The sequence below is a fragment of the Marichromatium gracile genome (assembly GCF_004343155.1).
Taxonomy (GTDB): domain Bacteria; phylum Pseudomonadota; class Gammaproteobacteria; order Chromatiales; family Chromatiaceae; genus Marichromatium; species Marichromatium gracile.
This window is the reverse complement of sequence record NZ_SMDC01000010.1, coordinates 104,477-121,652: the sequence shown is the minus strand read 5'-3', so window position 1 is coordinate 121,652 and position 17,176 is coordinate 104,477. Positions and strand designations below refer to the sequence as shown.

General features: G+C 68.0%; 16 protein-coding genes. 12 read left to right on the top strand and 4 right to left on the bottom strand.

From position 1 onward, the window contains the following. Nucleotides 1-111 precede the first annotated feature (111 nt). The 8 genes from nifD (at nt 112) to EDC29_RS13590 (ending at nt 6,593) form a co-directional block, all read left to right on the top strand. Nucleotides 112-1,593 carry a nitrogenase molybdenum-iron protein alpha chain gene (gene nifD, locus EDC29_RS13625; protein ID WP_123140138.1) on the top strand — a complete coding sequence of 494 codons (1,482 nt, stop codon included), beginning with the start codon at nt 112-114 and terminating at the stop codon, nt 1,591-1,593. Between the two features lie 201 nt (nt 1,594-1,794). Then, the gene (gene nifK / locus EDC29_RS13620; RefSeq protein WP_123140139.1) at nt 1,795-3,366 is read left to right on the top strand and encodes a nitrogenase molybdenum-iron protein subunit beta; all 1,572 of its coding nucleotides are present in this window, start codon (nt 1,795-1,797) and stop codon (nt 3,364-3,366) included. Between the two features lie 310 nt (nt 3,367-3,676). Further along, nucleotides 3,677-3,895: a putative nitrogen fixation protein NifT gene (gene nifT / locus EDC29_RS13615; protein WP_005224876.1), complete on the top strand. Its 219-nt coding sequence runs from the start codon at nt 3,677-3,679 to the stop codon at nt 3,893-3,895. A 24-nt stretch (nt 3,896-3,919) separates the two neighbouring features. Continuing rightward, nucleotides 3,920-4,120 (top strand): 4Fe-4S binding protein, encoded by a 201-nt coding sequence (locus EDC29_RS13610; RefSeq protein ID WP_062275278.1) that lies wholly within the window; start codon nt 3,920-3,922, stop codon nt 4,118-4,120. 62 nt (nt 4,121-4,182) lie between these two features. Next, on the top strand, nt 4,183-4,869 hold the full coding sequence (locus tag EDC29_RS13605; protein ID WP_132230315.1) for a dinitrogenase iron-molybdenum cofactor biosynthesis protein: 687 nt from the start codon (nt 4,183-4,185) through the stop codon (nt 4,867-4,869). After that, entirely contained in the window at nt 4,866-5,129 is a 264-nt protein-coding gene (locus tag EDC29_RS13600; RefSeq protein ID WP_123142865.1) for a DUF6129 family protein, read from the top strand. The genes EDC29_RS13605 and EDC29_RS13600 overlap by 4 nt, the downstream gene beginning before the upstream one ends. Nucleotides 5,130-5,175: 46 nt before the next feature. Then, nucleotides 5,176-6,120 (top strand): hypothetical protein, encoded by a 945-nt coding sequence (locus tag EDC29_RS13595; protein WP_132230313.1) that lies wholly within the window; start codon nt 5,176-5,178, stop codon nt 6,118-6,120. Nucleotides 6,121-6,293: 173 nt separating this feature from the next. Beyond that, complete coding sequence (locus EDC29_RS13590) at nt 6,294-6,593, top strand: hypothetical protein (protein ID WP_223806118.1); 300 nt, start codon at nt 6,294-6,296, stop codon at nt 6,591-6,593. Nucleotides 6,594-6,635: 42 nt separating this feature from the next. Here the strand turns inward: EDC29_RS13590 and EDC29_RS13585 are convergent, their stop codons facing one another. Next, nucleotides 6,636-8,831: a sodium-translocating pyrophosphatase gene (locus EDC29_RS13585; RefSeq protein WP_132230311.1), complete on the bottom strand. Its 2,196-nt coding sequence runs from the start codon at nt 8,829-8,831 to the stop codon at nt 6,636-6,638. 27 nt (nt 8,832-8,858) lie between these two features. Further along, nucleotides 8,859-9,644 carry a hypothetical protein gene (locus EDC29_RS13580; protein WP_132230309.1) on the bottom strand — a complete coding sequence of 262 codons (786 nt, stop codon included), beginning with the start codon at nt 9,642-9,644 and terminating at the stop codon, nt 8,859-8,861. A gap of 304 nt (nt 9,645-9,948) precedes the next feature. Here EDC29_RS13580 and EDC29_RS13575 point away from each other — a divergent pair, with 304 nt between their 5' ends. After that, nucleotides 9,949-10,512 carry a hypothetical protein gene (locus EDC29_RS13575; RefSeq protein ID WP_132230307.1) on the top strand — a complete coding sequence of 188 codons (564 nt, stop codon included), beginning with the start codon at nt 9,949-9,951 and terminating at the stop codon, nt 10,510-10,512. A gap of 21 nt (nt 10,513-10,533) precedes the next feature. On the opposite strand, the gene EDC29_RS13570 is transcribed toward EDC29_RS13575, so the two are convergent. Continuing rightward, complete coding sequence (locus EDC29_RS13570) at nt 10,534-12,069, bottom strand: AmpG family muropeptide MFS transporter (RefSeq protein WP_123140147.1); 1,536 nt, start codon at nt 12,067-12,069, stop codon at nt 10,534-10,536. 172 nt (nt 12,070-12,241) lie between these two features. Here EDC29_RS13570 and EDC29_RS13565 point away from each other — a divergent pair, with 172 nt between their 5' ends. Beyond that, the gene (locus EDC29_RS13565) at nt 12,242-12,790 is read left to right on the top strand and encodes a hypothetical protein (RefSeq protein WP_123140148.1); all 549 of its coding nucleotides are present in this window, start codon (nt 12,242-12,244) and stop codon (nt 12,788-12,790) included. A 493-nt stretch (nt 12,791-13,283) separates the two neighbouring features. Here the strand turns inward: EDC29_RS13565 and EDC29_RS13560 are convergent, their stop codons facing one another. After that, nucleotides 13,284-15,545, bottom strand: a complete 2,262-nt coding sequence (locus EDC29_RS13560) for an NADP-dependent malic enzyme (protein ID WP_123140149.1) — start codon at nt 15,543-15,545, stop codon at nt 13,284-13,286. Nucleotides 15,546-15,970: 425 nt separating this feature from the next. On the opposite strand from EDC29_RS13560, the gene rlmH reads away from it, so the two are divergent. Beyond that, the gene (gene rlmH, locus EDC29_RS13555) at nt 15,971-16,444 is read left to right on the top strand and encodes a 23S rRNA (pseudouridine(1915)-N(3))-methyltransferase RlmH (RefSeq protein WP_123140150.1); all 474 of its coding nucleotides are present in this window, start codon (nt 15,971-15,973) and stop codon (nt 16,442-16,444) included. A gap of 1 nt (nt 16,445) precedes the next feature. Then, nucleotides 16,446-17,060 (top strand): Maf family protein, encoded by a 615-nt coding sequence (locus EDC29_RS13550; protein WP_132230305.1) that lies wholly within the window; start codon nt 16,446-16,448, stop codon nt 17,058-17,060. Nucleotides 17,061-17,176: the final 116 nt, after the last annotated feature.

Below are 17,176 nucleotides of genomic sequence, written 5' to 3'. Positions count from 1 at the left end.
AGTCCCGAGCCATCGCGCGGACGCGCCGCCGTCGGCGACGTCCTGTCCCCCAGCGTTTCTCACCGCGCGACCGTCGGCGGATTGGCCGCGGCGCCGTATAGAGGACACAGCATGTCGAACATGACCCTCGAAGAGACCAAGGCCCTCATCCAAGAGGTGCTCGAGGCCTATCCCGACAAGGCGCGGAAGGATCGCGCCAAGCATCTCGCGGCCAACGACCAGTCGGTCGAGCAGTCGAAGAAGTGCATCATCTCCAACCGCAAGTCGCAGCCCGGCGTGATGACCATCCGCGGCTGTGCCTACGCCGGCTCCAAGGGCGTGGTGTGGGGTCCGATCAAGGACATGGTGCACATCTCCCACGGCCCGGTCGGGTGCGGTGCCTATTCGCGCGCCGGTCGTCGCAACTACTACACCGGCCACACCGGGGTGAACACCTTCGGCACGATGAACTTCACCTCCGACTTCCAGGAGAAGGACATCGTCTTCGGCGGGGACAAGAAGCTCGAGAAGCTGATCGACGAGATCGAGCAGCTCTTCCCCCTGGTCAAGGGCGTGAGCGTGCAGTCGGAGTGTCCGATCGGCCTGATCGGCGACGACATCGAGGCGGTGGCCAAGAAGAAGACCAAGGAGCACGGCAAGCCGGTGGTGCCGGTGCGCTGCGAGGGCTTCCGCGGCGTGTCGCAGTCGCTCGGCCATCACATCGCCAACGACGCGATCCGCGATCACGTGCTCGGCAATCGCGACGATCAGGCGTTCGAGTCGACCCCCTACGATGTGGCCATCATCGGTGACTACAACATCGGCGGTGATGCCTGGTCCTCGCGCATCCTGCTCGAGGAGATGGGGCTGCGGGTGGTCGCGCAGTGGTCGGGCGACGGCACCCTGCCGGAGATGGAGCTGACCCCCAAGGTCAAGCTCAACCTGATCCACTGCTACCGCTCGATGAACTACATCAGCCGCTACATGGAGGAGAAGTACAGCATCCCGTGGATGGAGTACAACTTCTTCGGTCCGACCAAGATCGCCGAGTCGCTGCGCAAGATCGCCGCCTTCTTCGACGAGACCATCCAGGCCAACGCCGAGAAGGTCATCGAGAAGTACCAGGCCGAGTACGAGGCGGTGATCGCCAAGTACCGTCCGCGCCTCGAGGGCAAGAAGGTGATGCTCTATGTCGGCGGGCTGCGTCCGCGTCACGTCATCGGCGCCTACGAGGACCTCGGCATGGAGGTCGTCGGCACCGGTTACGAGTTCGCCCACAACGACGACTACGACCGCACCATCAAGGAGGTCGACAACGCGACCCTGCTCTACGACGACGTCACCGGCTACGAGTTCGAGGAGTTCGTCAAGCGCGTCAAGCCCGACCTGATCGGCTCCGGCATCAAGGAGAAGTACATCTTCCAGAAGATGGGCGTGCCCTTCCGTCAGATGCACTCCTGGGACTACTCGGGTCCGTATCACGGCTACGACGGTTTCGCCATCTTCGCCCGCGACATGGACATGACCGTCAACAACCCCTGCTGGAACAGCATGCAGGCCCCCTGGCTCAAGCCGGCCGCGGCCGAGACCGAGGCGACCGCCGCCAGCGCCTGAGGCAGCACTGCAGTAGATCAACCGCCAAGGCGCGAAGGGCGCAAAGGTGTCCACCAAGGTTTGGCCTTCTGCCGTGCGGTGGAGCCAGCCGACCTGCCAGCATCCCTTGGTGTCCTTTGCGTCTTTGCGGTTCAAGACCTTCTCTTTCCCAGGACCCGATGCCGTCGTCCGCGGATTTGCGGCGCGGCAGGAGCACAAGCCATGAGCCAGACCGTCGACAACATCAAGCCCTGTTATCCGCTGTTCCGCGACGCGGACTATGTCGAGAGCCTCGCCAACAAGCGCGAGACCGTCGAGGAGGTCGCCTCGCCCGAGAAGATCGAGGAGACCTTCGCCTGGACCACCACCGAGGAGTACCAGGAACTCAACTTCAAGCGCGAGGCGCTGACCATCAACCCGGCCAAGGCCTGTCAGCCGCTCGGTGCGGTGCTCTGCTCGCTCGGCTTCGAGAAGACGCTGCCCTATGTGCACGGCTCGCAGGGCTGCGTGGCCTACTTCCGCACCTACTTCAACCGTCACTTCAAGGAGCCGGTGGCCTGTGTCTCGGACTCGATGACCGAGGACGCGGCGGTGTTCGGCGGCCAGAAGAACATGTTCGACGGGCTGGAGAACGCCCGCGCGCTCTACAAGCCGGAGATGATCGCCGTCTCCACCACCTGCATGGCCGAGGTCATCGGTGACGATCTCAACGCCTTCATCGGCAACGCGCGCAAGGAAGGTCACGTCCCCGAGGACTTCCCGGTGCCCTTTGCCCACACCCCGAGCTTCGTCGGCAGCCACACCACCGGCTGGGACAACATGTTCGAGGGCATCCAGCGCTACTTCACCCTCAACGCGATGGAGGACAAGGTCGTCGGCTCCAACGGCAAGATCAACCTGGTGCCGGGCTTCGAGACCTATCTCGGCAACTACCGGGTGATGCACCGGATGATGCAGGAGATGGGGGTCGACTACAGCCTGCTGTGCGATCCCGCCGAGGTGCTCGATACCCCGGCCGACGGTGAATTCCGGATGTACGACGGCGGCACCTCGATCGCCGAGGTCAAGGATGCGCCCAACGCCGTCGACACCCTGTTGCTGCAGCCCTGGCAGCTGGTCAAGACCAAGAAGTTCACCCAGCAGACCTGGAAGCACGATGTCCCGGCGCTCAACATCCCGATGGGGCTGGCGTGGACCGACGACTTCCTGATGAAGGTCTCCGAGCTCACCGGCAAGCCGATCCCCGAGTCGCTGACCCGCGAGCGCGGCCGTCTGGTCGACATGATGACCGACAGCCACACCTGGCTGCACGGCAAGAAGTTCGCGCTCTACGGTGACGCCGACTTCGTCATGGGCATGACCCAGTTCCTCATGGAGCTGGGCGCCGAGCCGACCCACATCCTCTGCAGCCACGCCAACAAGCGCTGGAAGAAGGCCGTCGAGAAGCTGCTCGCCGAGTCGCCCTACGGCGCCTCCGGCAAGGTCTACGTCAACCACGACCTCTGGCACCTGCGTTCGCTGTGCTTCACCGACAAGCCCGACTTCCTGATCGGCAACAGCTACGGCAAGTTCATCCAGCGCGACACCCTGCACAAGGGCAAGGACGCCGAGGTGCCGCTGATCCGCATCGGCTTCCCGATCTTCGACCGTCACCACCTCCACCGCATGACCACCATGGGCTACGAGGGCGCGATGTACATCCTCACCACCCTGGTCAACGCGGTGCTCGAGCGCCTCGACGAGGAGACGCGCGAGATGGGCGTGACCGACTTCAACTACGACCTGGTGCGCTGACCTGGAACCGCGAAGGCGCCAAGGACGCAAAGGTGTGATGGGCGCGTCCCGCTGCCTTCGCGGTCGAGCCACGCACGTGGGGTGCGCTGCCGACCATCGCTCGCCCGACTCTTGGTGGACGCAAAGGCTGTTCGCAAGGTCGCCCGGAGCGAAACAGAAGCAGGTCTGTAAGCACCCCATGTGTGCCGATCCATCAGATGCGCGCGGGCCGGAGAGCCTGGAAACCGAATACCGTGGACGGGGTAGGTGCTCTTGGTGCTCTTCGCGTCTTCGCGGTTTTTCCCGCCGCATCGCAGACAAGGCGAAACCGATGCCTAACGTGATGATCCGCAAGAATGAAACCGGGGCGCTGCTCTTCTATGTCGCCAAGAAGGACATGGAGGAGACCATCGCCTCGGTCGAACAGGACAGCGCCGAGCGCTGGGGCGGGGAGGTGGCGTTGACCGACGGCTCGCGCTGGTACATCGACCCGATCAGCCCGCCGCCGAGCTTCCCCACGACGCTGCGCTTTCGCCGCGTGGACGACTGAACCGCCCTGAGGAGGTACCCAATCATGGCCTATCAAATCCTGCGCGACCTGTGCACCGCCTGCGGCGACTGCCAGCAGGCCTGCCCGAACCAGTCGATCAGCCCCTGGAAGGGGGTCTACCGGATCGACGCCGCAACCTGTACCGAGTGCGATGGCGAGGGCGAACCGGGGATGCCGCAGTGTCTCGACGCCTGCATGGAAGAGGACTGCATCGTCCCGGCCTGAGCCGGATCCGGCCCGTCCCGGCGCATCGGGACGGGCCCCGCCAACACCAGGGAGTCACCCTCATGACCGTCGTACCACTCTCCGACGACATCGCGCTGCGTATCGGGCTCGCCGCCCGCATCCTCCCCGAGATCGATGTCGCGCGCCTGCTGCGCGTGCTCGAGACCACCCTGGGACTGCCGCCGACCGCCGACAAGCTCGATCGTCTGCGATTGCGCGATCTGCGCCAGGGTGCCGACGGCGCGCTCGCCGACCTCGAGCCCGAGCGTCTCAGGGATGCGCTCGCCATCCTCAAGGGCGAGGCCGGCGAGACCCAGCCGCCGCCGCTGCCCGAGCCCTATGCCGAGGGTGAGTTGCCGGACTCGATCCGGGTCGCCTGCGCCTCGGACTCGGGTGAGCAGCTCGACGGCCATTTCGGCGCGGCGCGACGCTTCCTGGTCTATCAGGTCTCGGCCGAGGCGATGCGGCTGATCGAGGTCCGTGAGATCGACGACAGTCAGGCCGAGGACGATCGCAACAGCTATCGCGCCGGTCTGATCGCCGACTGTCAGCTGCTCTACGTCGCCTCGATCGGGGGACCGGCCGCGGCCAAGGTGGTCAAGGTCGACGTCCATCCGATCCGCGTCGCCGATGGCGGCGAGGCGCGTGCGCACTTGCGCGAGCTGCAGGGCGTTCTCGCCGGGCATGTCCCGCCGTGGCTGGCCAAGGCGATGGGGCAGGCGGGCGCCCGGAGCGGGGGCGCGGCATGATCGCGCCCGAGCGGATCGAGCAGGTCGTTGCCGTGGTCTCGCGCATCGGTGTCAACGCGCAGGCCGTGCAGGCGCTGCGCGAGAGTTTCGACGAGCTGCACTTCACCCTCTGTCTGGAGGATGAGGTCGGCGTCCGCGAGCCCTATCGCGAGCTGCCCGGGGTGAGCCTCTATCTGGTCGGCGCCGGCGCCTCGGGTTGCGCCGCCCTGACCGATGATCCGGCCGAGGCCAGCGGGTTGCTGCTCGCCACCCACGCATGAGCCGGGGGCCGGCCCGTGCTCCTGTCACCGAATCGAGTCCAGTCCGATGACGATGATCGCCAGCACCACCGTCCACCCGCCTGTCGCCGAACTCGAACTCGCCGTCGCACGGCACTGTCAGGACTGTCCGCCCGAGGGCGGGATCGGGTCCCTGGTCAGGACACTCCAACGGCTGTTCCCGGCCTGGCCGCTGCGCCACGTCCTCACCCGCGGCGGCTGGTATCGGCTCGGCGGCGTGGTCGATCTCGACGGTGAGCGGGTGGCCGAACAGATCCGCCCCTGGGCCGAGGCGGCGCTCGCCGCCGCCGGCGGTGATCTGGAGCAGATGCTCGACGAGCTGCCGCAGGGGCGTCTGTTCGCCACCCGGGTCGAGGGTCGCACCCATTACCTGACCGTTGCCACCGGGCACAGCCCCGATGCCGCCATCCAGATCGAGGTCGAGGAGCTTCAGGAGGTGTTCGAGCGCCCACTGACCGATCCCGACTGGTTCCCCGAGGGGCTCGGCGAGTTCATCGACCCGGTCGATGTCCCCAAGGTCGAGCCCGAGCCGGTGGGGGCGCCGCGACTGGTGTTCCGACGGTTGCTGCGTCTCGACACCCTGGAGGAGCACGACGCCGGGTTGCGGCGCTTCTTCGCCGACTGGGCGCGCAGCTCCGCCGGTGAACAGGCGCAGCTCTGTCACCATTGGATTGTCGCGGTGCGCGATGGCGGAGGACGCGGCAGCGCCCGACCGGTGGCGGCCTGCGCCGCCGCCCCGCCGCTCACCGTCGGCGAGGGCATGCGCGGCACGGCGCTGGCCAACCAGCTCCACGCCTTCGACCGCCGCCTGGGCTATCCCTTCGCCTGGTACTTCCACATGCTGACCAGCCCGCGGGTGTCGCACCAACTGGTCGAGGCGGTGCATGCCGATCTGATGGGCGCCTACGACTATCTGCCGGCGCGTGACCTGCAAGTGCTGCGTGACTGGTATCGAGATCCGTATGGTGTCTGACCCGCAGGTTTGCGATCGACTGCGGCCCCGAGGTTTTGAGGCGGTGCTAGAATCGGGCCACGGAGGCATGCCGGTTTGCGCATGCCGACCCGACAGGCAGTCCTGCCTTCATTACCGCACCGCACCGCGCCCGCGCGGGCGGTCAACCAGGGGAGTTGGTTATGAAATGCGCCATGCTTCTGACCGGAAACGGCCCGATCGTGATCCTGACCTCTTACGACTCGATCGAGAATCCGAAGCTGCTCGAGCGGCTCAACAACAAGGGGATCCCCAAGTTTCTCGCCTATGAGATCCCGCTGGAGTTGGCCGAACAGCGTTATGGCGGCCACTTCCGCAAGGTCACCAACGGTTTTACCGAGACCGACGACCTGCGGGTGCTCGATCACAACGGTCATCGCGCCTTCAACCTGTTCAGCTGGGACGAGCTGGGCGAGCCGCTGGCCCACGAGGCTCCGCTCTCGACCCACATCTAGACCGACCCCGCCCGGCCCCCCTCGGGCCGGGCGCCCCGCCGCTCACAACAGGCTGTGGCTGGTGCTCACCCCTGCCATCACGATGGCCACCACGCTCATCAGCTTGACCAGGATGTTGAGGCTCGGCCCCGAGGTGTCCTTGAAGGGATCGCCGACGGTATCGCCGATCACCGAGGCGCGATGGGCGCGTGAGTTCTTGCCGCCGTGGTGACCGGCCTCGATGTATTTCTTGGCGTTGTCCCAGGCGCCGCCCGAGTTCGACAGGAACACCGCCAGCACGAAACCGCTCGACAGCCCCCCGACCAGCAGCCCGATCACCCCCGCCACCCCCAGCAGCAGACTCACCGCCACCGGCGCGCTCACCGCGATCAGCGCCGGCACCAGCATCTCGCGCTGGGCACCGAGCGTCGAGATCGCCACGCAGCGCTCGTAGTCCGGCTCCGAGGTGCCGGCGAGGATGCCGGGGTCGGCGCGGAACTGACGGCGCACCTCCTCGACCATCAGCCCGGCTGCGCGCCCCACCGCCTGCACCGTCAGCCCGCTGAAGACGAAGGCGACCATCGCCCCGAGCAGCACCGCCACCAGCACCGCGGGGTTGAGCAGGGTGACGTCGAAATAGGTCATGAAGTCGGCGAGGGTCGCCCCGGCGGTGGCGACCACCACCTCGTGACCGAGTTCGAGGGTGACGACCCCGGTGCGGATCAGCTCGATGCGCACCACCTCGACATAGGAGGCGATCAGCGCCAGCGCGGTGAGCGCCGCCGAGCCGATGGCGAAGCCCTTGCCGGTGGCGGCGGTGGTGTTGCCGAGGGCGTCGAGTGCGTCGGTGCGGGCGCGGACCTCGGGGCCGAGGCCGCTCATCTCGGCGTTGCCGCCGGCATTGTCGGCGATCGGTCCGTAGGCATCGCTCGCCAGGGTGATGCCGAGCGTCGAGAGCATCCCCACGGCGGCGATCGCCACGCCGTAGAGCCCCTGGTTGAGCGCCCCGGGGTCGAAGCCCGAGGCGCAGAGGAAGGCGACCAGGGTGCCGGCGCCGACGGCGAGGATGGGCACCGCCGTCGACAGCATCCCCACCCCGATGCCGGCGATGATCGCCGTCGCCGGTCCGCCTTCGGCCTGCTGGGCGATGTGCAGCGTCGGCGCATAGCTCGGCGAGGTGTAGTACTCGGTGGCGCGACCGACGACGATGCCGGTGAGCAGTCCGCTGACCACCGCGCCCCAGATCCCCCAGGGGTTGGCGACACCGAGCGCCCACAGCAGCAGCGCGCTGGCGACGACGATCAGCGCCGCGGCGGCATTGACCCCGCGCGAGAGCGCGCCGAGCAGGGCGCGCTGGTCGGCGCCCTCGCGGGTGCGCACCAGGAAGACCCCGAGGATCGACAGCAGCACGCCGAGCCCGGCGATGGCGATCGGCGCCACCACCGCCTTGATCTGCAGCGTCGGGTCGCCGACATAGGCCGCGGCGCCGAGGGCGCAGGCGGCGAGGATCGAGCCGCAGTAGGACTCGAACAGGTCGGCGCCCATGCCGGCGACGTCACCGACGTTGTCGCCGACGTTGTCGGCGATCACCGCCGGGTTGCGCGGGTCGTCCTCGGGGATGCCGCTCTCGACCTTGCCGACCAGATCGGCGCCGACATCGGCGGCCTTGGTGAAGATGCCGCCGCCGACCCGGGCGAACAGCGCCTGCATCGAGGCGCCCATGCCGAAGGTCAACACCGTGGTGGTGACCAGCACCATGCGCACCCCGGCATCCTCTCCGGCCGGCAACAACCAGTCGGCGAGGGCGAACCAGACGACGATGTTGCCGAGTCCGAGTCCGACCACCACCAGCCCCATCACCGCACCGCTGCGAAAGGCGATGCGCAGCGCCTGGGGCAGCGAGGTGCGTGCCGCCGCCGCGGTGCGGGTGGCCGCGCGGGTGGCCGTCTGCATGCCGATGTAACCGGCCAGCGCCGAGAACAGCCCGCCGCAGACAAAGGTCGCCGGCAGCCAGGTGCTCTGCAGCCCGAACCCGTAGGAGAGCAGCGCGAACAGCGCGGTGAGCAACGCGAACACCAGCAGCATCAGCCGATACTGCTGGCGCAGATAGGCCATGGCGCCGTGGCGGACATGGTCGCCGATCTCGCGCATGCGCGCGTTGCCCTGCTCCTCGGCAAGCATCTCGCGGAAGAAGCGCGCCGCGACCACCAGCGCGGTGAGCGCGGCGACGGGGGCGATCCAGAAGGCGATCTCGTTCATCGGTGGTCTCCCTGACGGGGTTTCGGGTCATGCGAGCGGACCGAGCTGGGCCGAGCGCCACCAGTCGCGGTACTGGTCCTCGAGCAGCCCGTGATCGGGGAAGGGGTAGTAGGCGAAGTCCTGCTGATCGCCGACATAGAAACCGTTGTGCACCATGCGATAGAGCACCCCGGCCTTGACCTGGCGCAGCACCAGCTTGCTCGACTTGGTGGTGGTGTCGCTGTTGAGTTCGACCAGCACGTCGCGCAGATGGGCGAGGTTGGGATAGGGCAGGTCGTCGGCCGCGCCGTGTTCGGGATCGGTGGCCAGCGCCCCGAGACGCAGCTCGGAGAACACCACTCGGGGGACGTGCACCGGGTTGTCCGGATCGGTGATGAAGTCGCAGAAGTCGTGCGGTTCGAGCCGGCTGGCGACCAGCGGGGTGACCGGGCTGAACTCCTGGTAGAGGTGCGAGCGCGGCTCGGGGTGGGGCTGGTAGGGTGCGCGCTCCAGGGTCAGGGTCTTGCCGTCGTTGGTGACCAGATGGAGGTTGCCGAGGGCGGCGACCGGGATGCGCTCGAGCACCCGGTAGATGGCGAGATAGACCGAGCGCTTGAGCGCGCCCTCGGGGGTGCGCACGCAGCGCTTCTCGATCAGCTCGAAGGGCAGGTCGGCGTCGCGGAATCCGGGGTCGACCTCGAAGAAGATCGACTCGCCCTGGACGTGGACCTTGGCGCCGATCGAGTAATAGCTGCCGAACGCCTCGGGGGCGAGCATCGAGGCGATCAGTGCCTGCGGGATCAGGGACAGATAGAGGTGCTGCGGATCGGTCATGCGGGGCCTCGCCTTGGCGGTGGCGCCGACCGGTGATGCCGGCGCATCCCGATCACTATAGATCAGCGCGATGACGGTCTCGGTGGTCGAGAGTGGGCCTCGTTCTTGCTATCTCCCGACTGCGACCCCGTTGCGGGGTCGAACCCGTGTTCCGTCGGGTGAGTATTTCCTTGATCGGCAAGCGGTTGCGGCACCAGAACGCAGATTGGCTCAGAACCCCTTGGTGGCAAAACCGACATCACTGTGAGATTCCCACCCCGACGGACGCGCCCCGATTCCCCGTCCTTTGTGGAGATCCTGATCAATGCTGCTCGATACCTATCAACAACAGGAACGGTTCTGGCTCAAGACCCTGTTCGGGGCGCCGAGCCGCGAGGGACTGCAGGTCTTTCGCGGCGAGTTCGTCGTCCTCGAGGGCGAGCTCAAGGCCTCGACCGGCAAGCGCACCCCGCCCAAGGCGGTGCTCAAGCAGGCGGTGATGGTCGGTGACGAGAGCCAGCTGAAGATGGTGGTGGGTAACTTCTCGAGCATCGACGAGTTGCCCGAGTTCGTCGCGCGCTTCCACGACGTACTCGCCCCGGAGTGTCGTCCGGTGCTCTTCATCGACAATGTCGCCGAGAGCGCCGAGGTCGAGATCCAGGGGCATCCCTATGTGCTGATCCAGCACAGCGACGGGGTGGTGTGGAACGCGCTCACCGAGTGCTGCTATCTCGACAAGCAGGACCTCAAGGGGCTCTCCGGCGAGGACAAGGTGATCCGGGTGTTCGAGGCCCTGGCCGACTACCGGCCGGGCCTGCCGAGTCGCGACCTGGAGACCATGCTCGCGACCAAGACCGAGGCCAAGCGCACCACCTGGGGCGCGGTCTGATCCCCGGGCGGGACGGGTGGCTCAGGGCGCGTCGCGCAACAGCCGTCCGGCCCGCCACACCAGCGCCACCACCGGGATACCGATGAGGGTGGTGAAGACGAAGAAGCCGGGATAACCGAGGCCGTCGACCAGCGAGCCGGAGTAGCCGCCGAGGACCTTGGGCAGCAAGGTCATCAAGGAGCTGAAGATGGCGTACTGCACCGCGGTGAAGGAGATGCTGGTGAGGCTCGAGAGGAAGGCGACGAAGGCCGCACTGGCCAGCCCGGCGGCGAGGTTGTCGGCGCTGACCGCGAGATAGAGCAGCAGCGGCTCGTTGCCGGCGTAGGCCAGCAGCACGAACACCAGATTGGTGAGGGCCGAGAGCAGGGCGCCGAGCAGCAGGATGCGCATCACCCCGAAACGGGTGGCGAGGACGCCGCCGAGCAGCCCGCCGAGGATGCTCACCAAGACCCCGAAGGTCTTGACCGCCGAGGCGATCTGCGGCTTGGTGAAGCCGATGTCCTGATAGAAAACGTTGGCGATCACCCCGAGGACGATGTCCGAGATCCGGTAGAGCCCGATCAGCGCGAGCAGCAGCAGCGCGGTGCGCAGCCCGTAGCGCGAGAAGAAGTCGGCCACCGGCTCGATCCAGGTCTCGTGCGCCAGCCGCCGCTCGAGCAGGCCGAGGCGCACCAGCCCCCAGCCGACCGTCGCCGCCACGGCGATGGCCGCGGCGAGATGGGCCACCTCCAGCACGAAGCGCAGCAGTGCGTCGCCGGCGGGCGCGGCGAACAGTGGCGCGCCGAGGAAGAAGGCGCTGACGAAGCTCGCCGCCACCAGCACGAACACCACCACCAGACGCAGATAGTCGCGCCCCGGATAAGGGTGTGCGAGCCGTTCTCTGGTCTCGGGCTCGCGCATCAGCAGGGTGGTGACGAGCCCGACGCCGAGGGTGGCGGCCATCACCAGATAGGTGTTGCGCCAGGCGCTATAGCTGTAGGTCTCGGCCGTCGAGCCGAACCAGGCGGCGAGATAGAGTGCGCCGGCCCCCGAAACCACCATGCCGATGCGGTAGCCGGCGATATAGGTCGAGGACATCAGCGCCTGGAGTCGTGCTGGCGCAGACTCGATGCGCAGGGCGTCGATGACGATGTCCTGGGTCGCGGCGGTCAACCCGAGCAGGGTGGCGGCCAGTGCCATGCGCGCGAGCGCCGACTCGCCGCCGGCGGGGTCGGTGAAGGCCATCAGCGCGATCGCCCCGGAGACCCCGAGCTGGGCGAGCAGCAGCCAGCCGCGGCGGCGTCCGAGTGCGCGGGTGAGCAGCGGCAACGGCAGTCGGTCGACCAGCGGCGCCCAGACGAACTTGAACGAATAGCCGAGCGCGGCCCAGCTGAAGAAGGTCACCGCGTTGCGCTCGATCCCGGCCTCGCGCAGCCACAGCGACAGCGAGGAGAAGATCAGCAGCAGCGGCAACCCGGCCGAGAAGCCGAGGAAGAGCATCGCGATCACGCGGCGCTCGAACAGGGCGAGCAGGGTCTGTCGCCAGTCGGTGGCGGTCTGGCCGTCGGCTTGGGGCATCCGGGATCCGGTCGGGTTGGGGCGGTGGCGTGCGGCTACGCTAGCGGTATCAAAGGGTCTGGCGCAAGCCCGCGCCGCCCCTGCAGGTCGTGCTCAGAGGTACTACCCTTGGGGCAGCAGTCGCGTCCGGCCCCGGGGCCGGACACCATTCATGCTGACAGGAGGTGGCATCGTGTCGAGTCCCGCTGCAGGCAGTCTGCGTCGTCTGTTACTGGCCGAGTGGCCCTATGTCGTGCTCTATGTCGCGGTCATCATCGGGGTTGGGCTGACCAATCTGGTCCCGGGGACCGCGCTGCTCTACTGGCAGGTGCTGATCCCGCTGTTCGGTGCGCTTGCGCTCTGGGTCGGCTGGGACGGTTTCGAGTCCGATTCGGGTGCGCGTACCGCCTTCGTGGTGCGTACCCTGGCGCACTGGGCGGCGCTGTTCGTACTGGTGCGACTGCTCTATCTGCCGCAGCTCCAGTCGGTGTTCGACAACGCGGTGATGGGGCTGATGATGGTGCTGTTGCTCGGCTTCTCGGCGCTGCTCGCCGGTATCTACGGGCATCTGCGCATGGCCGGGGTGGGGGTGGTGTTGATGTTGAGCGCGGTGGCGATCGCCTTCCTCGACGATGCCGCGGTGGCGGTCGCCGTGGTCGCCGTGGTGGTGGCCATCGTGCTGACCCTGCTCTGGCAGCGTCGTCAGCTCGAGGTCGGCATGGACGAGACGGAGAGGAAATAAAAGGGCCATCGGATCCGCCGCCACGGATCACGATGGCCAACCTTGGGGAGACGCGAGGAGGAGTGCCGCGTTCCCCGGGGATGCTCAGTTCCTTTCGCTGCACGGTCAGGGGCGTCGGGGCCCGGGGGGAGTGAGCGCGCCGACGTTTGATCCTGCCCGGCTGACCCTGTGGGCGCGACGCCGTGGACTGCCCGGCGCCGCGCCCCGTCCCGTGTCTGGTGGTCTGTGCGACCTCACGAGCCGATGGGGCCGGCTTCTCTTTGTTTCAGGCGTCTGGCGCCGATCTGTGCGTCCTTCGGGGCCTTGCCTGCGCTTAGTAAATGCATGAGGCATGCCACGCTTCTCGTAGACGCGTGATCTGTTTTTATCTATTTGTTTTGTTTTTGTTTTTTGTTTCGCGGGGGCCGCGAGGAGATGCCGTGACGCTGTCGCGGCGAGCGGGCGGGACTGACAGAAGCTGTCAGCTGACAGCTTCTGTCGGCAGCGTGGCGGGTCAGCCGGCCTGCACGGCGGCCAGCGCGGTCATGTTGAGCAGCCCGCGCACCGTGGTGCTGGGGGTGGCGATGTGGGCGACGTGCGCCGAACCGAGCAGGATCGGACCGAGCGAGGCGCCCTCGTCACGCATCCGCAGCAGGTTGAAGGCGATGTTGGCGGCGTCCTGGTTGGGCATGATCAGCAGGTTGGCCGCACCGGTCAGACGCGAGTTGGGGAAGCGCGCCAGCCGGCCCTCGGGATCGAGGGCGAGGTTGGCGTGCATCTCGCCCTCGACCTCGAGTTCGGGGGCCTGCTCGCGCAGCAGCTGCAGCGCGTTGTGCATCTTCTGCGCCGAGGGCGAGTTGTGGCTGCCGAAGTTCGAGTGCGACAGCAGCGCGACCTTGGGGGTGAGGCCGAAGCGCTCGACCTCGGCCGCGCACAGCCGGGTGATCTCGGCGAGCTGCTCGGCGTCGGGGTCGGCCTGGACATAGGTGTCGGCGATGAACAGCGGCCCCTTCTCCAGCACCACGGCGTTCATCGCGGTGAGGTGGGTGACGCCCGCGGCGGTGCCGATGACCTCCTCGACATGACGCAGGTGACGGGCATAGCGCCCGACCACGCCGCAGATCATGGCGTCGGCGTCACCGCAGCGGACCATGGCCGCGGCCAGCACCGTGGGGTCGTTGCGGATGTACTCGCGGGTCTCGTCGGGGGCATAGCCGCGTCGCTGTACCCGCTCGTAGACCGCCTGCCAGTGGTTCTCGAAGTTCGGGTTCTCGCAGGGCACCACCACCTCGAAGTCCTGCTCGGGACGCATGCTCAGGCCGAGGGCCTCGATGCGCGCGCCGATCACCTCGGGGCGACCGATCAGCAGCGGTCGGGCGATGCCCTCGGCCACCGCCTGCTGCGCGGCCTGCAGCACCCGATCCTCCTCGCCCTCGGCGAAGACCACCCGCTTGGGGGCGATGCGCGCCTGGTCGAACACCGGCTTCATGGCGATGCCGGTGCGGTGCGAGCGCGCGTGCAGGTCGCGACGATAGGCCTCGAGATCGGCGATCGGCCGGGTGGCCACGCCGCTCTCCATCGCCGCGCGCGCCACCGCCGGTGCGAGGTGCTCCATCAGCCGCGGGTCGAACGGCTTGGGGATCAGGTACTCGGGGCCGAAGCTCAGCTGATGGCCGCCGTAGGCCGCGCGCACGATGTCGGAGGGTTCGGCCATGGCCAGGTCGGCGATGGCGCGCACGCAGGCGGCCTTCATCGCCTCGTTGATCTCGCTGGCGCCGCAGTCGAGTGCGCCGCGGAAGATGAAGGGGAAGCAGAGGACGTTGTTGACCTGGTTGGGGTAGTCCGAGCGACCGGTGGCGATGATCGCATCCGGACGCGCCTCGCGAGCCAGATCGGGCATGATCTCGGGGACCGGGTTGGCCAGCGCCATGATGATCGGCGACCCGGCCATCTTGCCCAGCCACTCGGGCTTGAGCACGCCGGCGGCCGAGAGCCCGAGGAAGATGTCGGCGCCCTCGATCGCCTCGGCCAGGGTACGCTGCTCGGTGGCCTGGGCGTAACGACCCTTGTAGGGGTCCATCTCCTCGGTGCGGCCCTCGTGGACCACCCCGGCGATGTCGGTGAGGGTGATGTTCTCCTTGGGCAGGCCGAGGGTCACCAGCAGGTCGACACAGGCCAGTGCCGCGGCGCCGGCGCCGGCGGTGACCAGACGCACCTTGCTGATGTCCTTGCCGACCACCCGCAGGCCGTTGAGGATGGCCGCGCAGACCACGATCGCGGTGCCGTGCTGATCGTCGTGGAAGACCGGGATGCCCATGCGCTCCTTGAGCGCCTTCTCGATGATGAAGCAGTCCGGGGCCTTGATGTCTTCGAGGTTGATGCCGCCGAAGGTCGGCTCGAGGCGGGCGACGGTCTCGATGAAGGCCTCGGGATCACGCTCGTCGACCTCGATGTCGAACACGTCGATGTCGGCGAACTGCTTGAACAGCACCGCCTTGCCTTCCATCACCGGCTTGGAGGCCAGACCGCCGATGGCACCGAGCCCGAGCACCGCGGTGCCGTTGCTGATCACCGCTACCAGGTTGCCGCGTGCGGTGACCTCGGAGGCGGCCAGCGCGTCCTTGGTGATCTCGCGACAGGCCGCGGCCACGCCGGGCGAGTAGGCCAGCGCCAGGTCACGCTGGTTGGCCAGCGGCTTGGTGGCCTTGATCTCCAGCTTGCCGGGCTTGGGGTAACGATGGTACTCGAGTGCGCTCTGGTCGAATTCTTCCGACATCGGGGTCTCCGAATGATGGTTTGCGGTCGCGCCGCAGTCTCTCTCGTGGCGGGGTCGATCCCCGCTGCTCATGGCGTGACACAGCGAATGCGCGCGCTCGGCGCGCCGCAGGCCGGTATCGTGGTGGGCTCGAGGGCGGGGGACGCGGCGCCGGACGCATGGATTGGGGTGGCGCGCATCGATCGCGGCGCAGCGGGCGTCTTGCCCGTGCGTACGCCCGATCACGCTTGCTGCGACACACCAGTATACCCGTTAGAGTGGGTGGGCAGCGAGTCGGCATCAGCGCGGTTGGCGGTCGGGGGTGGCTCACGGCTATCATCGTCGGTTGCGATGTGGGGCGCGGCCCCGGGGCGGGGCCGATGGCGACCCTGGCGAATGGACGGGATCCGAGGAGAGACGATGGGCGCGAGACGGGTAGGGAGCGGATGCGGATTCAGCTGATCAGCGTGGGACGTCGCATGCCCGGCTGGGTCGAGCAGGGCTATGCCGAGTACGCCAAGCGCCTGCCCCCGGAGTGTGCCCTGCAGCTCCAGGAGATCGAGCCGGCACGCCGGGTCAAGAACGGCAGCGTGGCGCGCTACAAGGCCGAGGAGGCCGAGCGTATCCTCAAGGCAGTGCCCAAGGGCGCGGCGGTGATCGCGCTCGACGGCGGTGGCCAGTCCTGGAGCACCGAGCGTCTCGCCCAGGCGCTCGAGGGTTGGCTCGCCGACGGTCGCGATCGCGCCCTGCTGGTCGGTGGTCCGGATGGGCTCGATCAGCGCTGTCTGGCCCGCGCCGAGCAGTCCTGGTCGCTCTCGCGCCTCACCTTTCCCCATCCACTGGTCCGGGTGATCCTGGCCGAGCAGCTCTATCGCGCCTGGTCGCTGATGCACGGCCACCCCTACCATCGTGGCGACTGAGATGGACGCCGCCGCGCCGCGCCTCCATCTCGCCTCGCGCTCGCCACGACGCGCCGAGCTGCTCGAGCAGATCGGCGTGCGTTTCACGCGCCTCGATGCCGAGGTCGACGAGACCGTCCGTCCCGGCGAGGCCCCCGGCGACTATGTGCGCCGGGTCACCGGCGACAAGGGTCGGGCCGGCTGGACGCAGGTCGCCGCGTGCGCCGATGCCCTGGTGCTCGCCGCCGACACCGCGGTGGTGGTCGACGCCCGCATCCTCGGCAAGCCGCGCGATCGCGCCGACGCGCTGGAGATGATGGAGCTGCTCTCCGGGCGCGAGCATCGGGTGCTCACCGCGGTGGCCCTGGTCGGCGCCGCCGGCGAGTCGCTGCGTCTCAGCGAGACCCGGGTCCGCTTCCGCCAGGTCGCGCCCGCAGAGGCCGCGCGCTACTGGGCGACCGGCGAGCCTCGCGACAAGGCCGGCGGCTATGCCATCCAGGGGCTCGGCGCGGTGTTCGTCGCCGCGATCGCGGGCAGTTACTCGGGGGTGATGGGGCTGCCGCTGTTCGAGACCGCGACGCTGCTGGCCGAGGCCGGGATCCCGGTGCTCGGCGCCTCGCCCCCCGGTCAGGACTGATTCGTCCACGGGTTCACGCAGTGAACCGATCGCGCCGCCGGTCGCGGCGCGACCGCCGGCTCATGGTTTTCGCGCGCGTGCCGCCAGGCGCGCGCGCCCCCATCTCCATATCCAAA